This window comes from Bradyrhizobium sp. UFLA05-109 (assembly GCF_054185165.1).
Genome location: NZ_JBBIAR010000142.1, coordinates 1 through 5,468 on the forward strand (window position 1 = coordinate 1; position 5,468 = coordinate 5,468).

Consider the following 5,468-nt stretch of genomic DNA (forward strand, 5'->3'; position numbering starts at 1 on the left):
GAACGTTTCATCTATGCACTCGGCATGCGTCATGTCGGCGAGACGACGGCCCTGGCGCTGGCGCGCGGCTATGGCTCCTGGGACGCCTTCCACGACGCCTGCCTGAAGGTCGTTCGCGGCGACGAGGAGGCCGTTGCCGACATGGATGCGCTGGACCAGATCGGCGACACCGTGATCAAGAGCATCGCCGACTATTTCGGCGAGAGCCACAACCGCGGCATCGTCGAACGGCTGACCGGCGAAGTCGACATCATCGACGCGGAGAAGCCGAAGAGCAATTCAGCCGTCGCCGGCAAGACCGTGGTGTTCACGGGCTCGCTGGAAAAGATGACGCGCGATGAGGCCAAGGCCACGGCCGAGCGGCTCGGTGCAAAGGTCTCGGGCTCGGTGTCGAAGAAGACCGACCTCGTCGTCGCCGGCCCTGGCGCCGGCTCAAAGCTTGCGGATGCCAACAAACACGGCGTCAAGGTGCTGACCGAAGACGAATGGCTGAAGCTGATCGGGGAGTGAGGCTCGACTCGTGTTGCGCGCTTCCCTCGCGTTAAAGCGCGATGAGATTAGGGTTGAATCGTCATCGCGCTTTAGGTTCTTGTTTGCGCATGATCTCCGCGCAAACGCGTTCCGCGTTTCTCGCGAGGGAAAACCGCTTCGCACTTTTCCGGATCATGCGTTAGTCGCGATCGCATAAACGACGGCACCGCCGCCGACCAAAGCGAATTGATGCGCGGCGGTGACGGCTCATGCAACAAGATCATTAGTCGTCGTCATCCTCGGATCCCATGCGATGTTCAATCGCATCCTGTATCCCATGCATGGCCGCATAGGTCGCGAAGGCCATCCTCTTCTTCTGATCCGGGCTTAGCGTCTTATAGAGCGGCTCCCAGGCATCGGCGACCTTCTTGAGGTCGGCAGCGCGTTGAGTCAGCATCTCCGCTCGACGTTGCATGAGTTCGACTGGATTGCGTTCGGCAACGGCCTCGATTGGGTCGCCGCTACCGCGTAGTTCAGCCACCCGTTCCATCCGGGCTTGTCGGTTTTTCGCTCTCGCGCGGATGGCGTCCTCGATTGCCGGCCATAATTTTTCCTGGTCCGGCGTCATCTGCAAGGCCGCCTTGATTATACCTACACGCGCATCCGTCAGTGCTTTGAGGTCGGTGGCGGTAGGATGCCTCATGCCTACAGTGGTGGACGCATCTTCTGCGTAGGCAAGGGGTGACGCAAGCATGAGAACTGCAGTCGCTGCAACGGCTGTTTTCTTGAGGATCATCGCAAACTCCTGGTCTCGAGTCATTCGCCCCCAGGCAGAAGGGAGCATCGGGTCCAGGGATGACTTGACCTACGTCAAGAAGCCGCTCACGCGTCGGTGAGTTCGGCTGACGCACAGACCGAAAACGCCTGCTCGTTCACGTCTAGCGTGACTTGGCGCGCACTCGAGAGAGCTGGTTCCGGCGGATCCCGTATGGCTGGAACGGGATGTCATACAGATGTCACGCCAGTGAAAGGTCAAATGGGAAACCAATGGTAGCATCAGCGCCGCGCACGGGAGAGAGACGCCACCGGAGAAGCTTCACAAGATCCCGCTCTCTTCCTCTTCCGCCTGCTCGATCAGCGCTTCGCTCACCACGACCTCGCGCCGCGGCACGATGAAGATCATGGTGGAGGCGCACAGCAGCGAGATGGCGAGGATGGCCGAGGTCAGCGGCAGCGTCGTCGTGGAGTGGCCGCCGAGATAGGCCCCGAATTGCGACACCAGCGCGCCGATGCCCTGCTGCAAAAAGCCCATCGCGCCCGACGCGGTACCGGCCGCCTCCGGGCGGACGCTGATCGCGCCGGCCGCCGAGTTCGCCATCACGAAGGCATTGCCTATCATCACGATCATCTGCGTGCCGAACAGCCAGGCGGGGGCTTCGTTCCAGCCGGTGAGGCTCCAGACCAGGTTCAGCACGCTGCCGCTGAGCTGGAGCGCGAGACCGAACCAGATCAGTCTCTCCAGCGAGTGGCGCGGCGCAAAGCGCACGCAGGCGAGATTGCCGACCAGATACGCAAAGCCGGTGGTGGCGAACCACGCGCCATATTCGGCGCTGCTGCGCCCCATCTGCGTCACCACGACATAGGGGCCGCCGCCGGCGAAGGTGAAGATGATCTGCGAGGCCAGCACCTGGCACAGCACATAGCCGACGAAGGCGCGGTTGCGGATGAGGCTGCCGACGTCGCCGCGAAAGCCGCTGCCGGCGGCGCGGGCGCGGCGCGTCTCGGGCAGTACAAGCGCGATGCCGACGGCGACTATGAGCGCGCCTCCCGTGATGGCGTAGAAGATCGCGCGCCAGCCGAACGCGGTCTCGATCAGGCCGCCGGTCAGGGGCGAGAGCATTTGCGCGATCATCATGACGGCGATGACGAGGCTGATCATCGCGCCGACCCGCTCGCGTTCGTAGAGATCGCGGATGATGGCGCGGCTCACCACCATGCCGGTGGCGCCGCCCAGCGCCTGGAAGAAGCGCGCGGCGATCAGTTGCGGCAGGTTGTCCGCGAACATGCAGGCGATGCTCGCCGCGACCATCAGCGCGAGCCCTGCAAGCAGCACCGGTCGCCGGCCGAACCGGTCCGACAGCGGTCCCATGATGATCTGCGAGCAGGCGATGCCGACCATGTAGAGCGACACCGTCATCTGCGCGACCGAGATGTCGCGACCGAACGTCGTTGCCAGCACCGGCAGCGCCGGAACCAGCATGTAGAGCGAGATCGGCGCGACGCCGGTCATGGCGACGAGCAACATCAGCATCACGCGCGAGGTCGCGAGGTTCTGTTGCGCCGAGAGCGTCGGCTTGCCCATCATGCCATGCATGGACCGACACTAGCCGCATCGTGCGCGAGCCGAATACGGTCGTTTCGGTATGCGGCTATGCGTGAGGCTGCCACCGCAGATTTTACTGTCATTCGTGCGAGGCGCTGCCGCAAAGCAGGTGTCATCGCCCGCTTGACCGGGCGATCCGGTACGCCGCGGCGTCTCCGTCTACAATTACTGTCTCTGGAATACTGGATTCCCCGCCTTCGCGGGGAATGACAGCGGAGGGCGGGGCGAGAGTGGTGGGGCCAGAGTTGCGCTCAACGCGAGCGTGCTATGCGATGCTAAGTCAGCTCCGCCGTCGCCTCATCGAGCCACGCCCTGGTGGCCTCATCGAGCGCGGGCCGCACCTCGGCCCTGACGCGCGCGTGGTAGGCGTTGAGCCAGTCGAGCTCATCCCTGCTCAGCATCGCCACATCGATCAGGCGCCGGTCGATCGGTGCGAGCGTCAGCGTCTCGAAGGCGTTCATCGGCTTCTCGGCGCCTGCGATGTCGGCGGCAACCACCAGCTCGAGATTCTCGATCCGGATGCCAAAATCGTCGGTCTTGTAGTAGCCGGGCTCGTTGGAGAGGATCATGCCGCGCTTGAGCGGCGTGGTGCCAAGCTTCGAAATGCGGGCCGGCCCTTCATGCACGGAGAGATAGCTGCCGACGCCATGGCCGGTGCCGTGCTCGAAATCAACACCGGCGGCCCAGAGATATTGCCGGGCCAGCGTATCGAGCTGCGCGCCGGTGGTGCCGTCAGGAAATACCGCGCGCGCGATCGCTATATGGCCACGCAGCACGCGCGTGAAGCGGTCGCGCATCTCTGCGCTGGGCTCGCCGACGGCCATGGTGCGCGTGACGTCGGTGGTGCCGTCCTCGTATTGCGCGCCGGAATCGATCAAGAGCAGATCGCCGGGTGCGATCCGCCGGTTGCTCTTGCGGGTGACACGGTAGTGCACGATGGCGCCGTTCGGGCCCGTGCCGGAAATGGTCGGGAACGACACGTCCTTCAGTGCGCCGGTGTCGCGCCGAAAGGTTTCCAGCGCCTCCACCGCATCGATCTCGGTGAGCTTGCCCCTGGGCGCCTCGCGATCGATGAAGGCGAGGAAACGCGCCAGCGCCACCGCGTCGCGCCGGTGCGCGGTCTTCGTCCCTGCGATCTCGGTGCCGTTCTTGACCGCCTTCAGCAGCGTCACCGGATCGGCGCCGCGCAGCGGCTTGCCGCCGCTGCTCGTGATCAGCCGGCTGACCGCCTCGGCGGCGGTGGCATTGTCCAGTGCGATGGCCGCGCCGCTCTTGGCGAGTGCCATCAGCGTCGGTGCTAGCGCGTCCGGCTCGCGCACGTCGGCGGAGTGTTCGAGGTGGTCGCGCGTCAGGTTGGAGAGTTTTCGGTGGTCGATGAACACGGTCGGCCGGCCGTCCTTCGGCACCAAGGCGTAGGAGAGCGGCAGGGGCGTGTGCGCGACGTCGCCGCCGCGGATGTTGAAGCTCCAGGCCACCGCATGGCTGTCGGACAGCACCAGCGCATCGGCGCCGAGCTTGCCGATCTCGCTACGGATCTGCGCGAGCTTCTCCACCTCCGCGATCCCCGCATATTGAAGGGCGTGAATCACGACCGGCGCGATTGGCGCGGGTGGCCGGTCGTGCCAGACGGCATCGACCGGGTTCGAGTCGACCGCCACCAGCTCGGCGCCGGCCTTGGCGCAGGCGGCGGACAGGCGTTCGGCTGCCGCAAAAGTGTGCAGCCATGGGTCAAATCCTAGGCGATCGCCCGCCTTCAGATGCGCGGAGAGCCAGCTCTCCGGCGGCGGTTCGATCAGCGGTTCGACGGCCCAGGCCTTTGCGTCGACCTGCTTTGCCGCTTGCAGCGTATAGCGGCCGTCGACGAACACTGCTGCCTCTTGCGGCAGCACGACGGCCAGTCCCGCCGAGCCGGTGAAGCCGGTGAGCCAGGCCAGGCGTTCCTCCGACGGCGCCACATATTCATTCTGCTGCTGGTCGGCGCGCGGAACGACGAAACCGGTGAGCTTGCGACGGGCGAGTTCTTCGCGAAGTGCCGCAAGCCGCGCGCTCAATGCGACGCCGGCCTCCGGCTCCTCGAATGTCTGGAAGTGAGCTTCGAACATGCTGTGACTATCTTAGGGTGACCGGGATTGCTCCGCAATGTGGACGCAATCGTTGTGCATTGGCATAGACTGTGCTTGCGAAGTTCCATTCGCGTCGCGTGGAGTAAGGGATGCGGCTCCTGCGCTTCATCCGGATGACAGGGCAAAAAGAGCAAGTGGTTCATCTCAACGGCGAGGGGACACACGATGCCTGCGTTTACGTTTGAAAAGATCTCGCCTCCGGTCCGTCGTGGACCGTCCTCACCCGAACCCGAGAAGCCGCGCGGCGTCATCTACCAGATGATCGACCGCTTCGCCGAGCGCCGCGCTAGGCGGATCCTGCGCGAGAAGCGCGTTCCGATTAGCCGCGACGACAAGCCGGCGGAATAGCGCTTCACCTCGCTCCGCTCGCGGGGAGTCCGTAGGGTGGGCAAAGCGAAGCGTGCCCACCACTTCGTCATCCGTGAAGAATACGGATCGGTCTGAGAAATAAGCAGAATTGGTCCTGATTAGTATTCGATTTTGCAGGAAAG

General features: G+C 64.3%; 5 protein-coding genes. 2 read left to right on the plus strand and 3 right to left on the minus strand.

Annotated features, from left to right (window positions below):
* The coding region (locus tag Q3C01_RS44545; RefSeq protein ID WP_458151683.1) for a BRCT domain-containing protein at window positions 1–510 on the plus strand (510 nt) is incomplete at its 5' end.
* A 244-nt stretch (window positions 511–754) separates the two neighbouring features.
* Here the strand turns inward: Q3C01_RS44545 and Q3C01_RS44550 are convergent.
* The 3 genes from Q3C01_RS44550 to Q3C01_RS44560 form a co-directional block, all read right to left on the minus strand.
* The gene (locus Q3C01_RS44550; protein ID WP_458151684.1) at window positions 755–1,267 is read right to left on the minus strand and encodes a Spy/CpxP family protein refolding chaperone; all 513 of its coding nucleotides are present in this window, start codon (window positions 1,265–1,267) and stop codon (window positions 755–757) included.
* 300 nt (window positions 1,268–1,567) lie between these two features.
* Window positions 1,568–2,845, minus strand: a complete 1,278-nt coding sequence (locus Q3C01_RS44555) for a multidrug effflux MFS transporter (RefSeq protein ID WP_458151685.1) — start codon at window positions 2,843–2,845, stop codon at window positions 1,568–1,570.
* Between the two features lie 284 nt (window positions 2,846–3,129).
* Window positions 3,130–4,956, minus strand: coding sequence for an aminopeptidase P family protein (locus Q3C01_RS44560; protein WP_458151686.1), 1,827 nt, complete (start codon window positions 4,954–4,956; stop codon window positions 3,130–3,132).
* A gap of 186 nt (window positions 4,957–5,142) precedes the next feature.
* Here Q3C01_RS44560 and Q3C01_RS44565 point away from each other — a divergent pair, with 186 nt between their 5' ends.
* Entirely contained in the window at window positions 5,143–5,325 is a 183-nt protein-coding gene (locus tag Q3C01_RS44565; protein ID WP_458151688.1) for a hypothetical protein, read from the plus strand.
* Window positions 5,326–5,468: the final 143 nt, after the last annotated feature.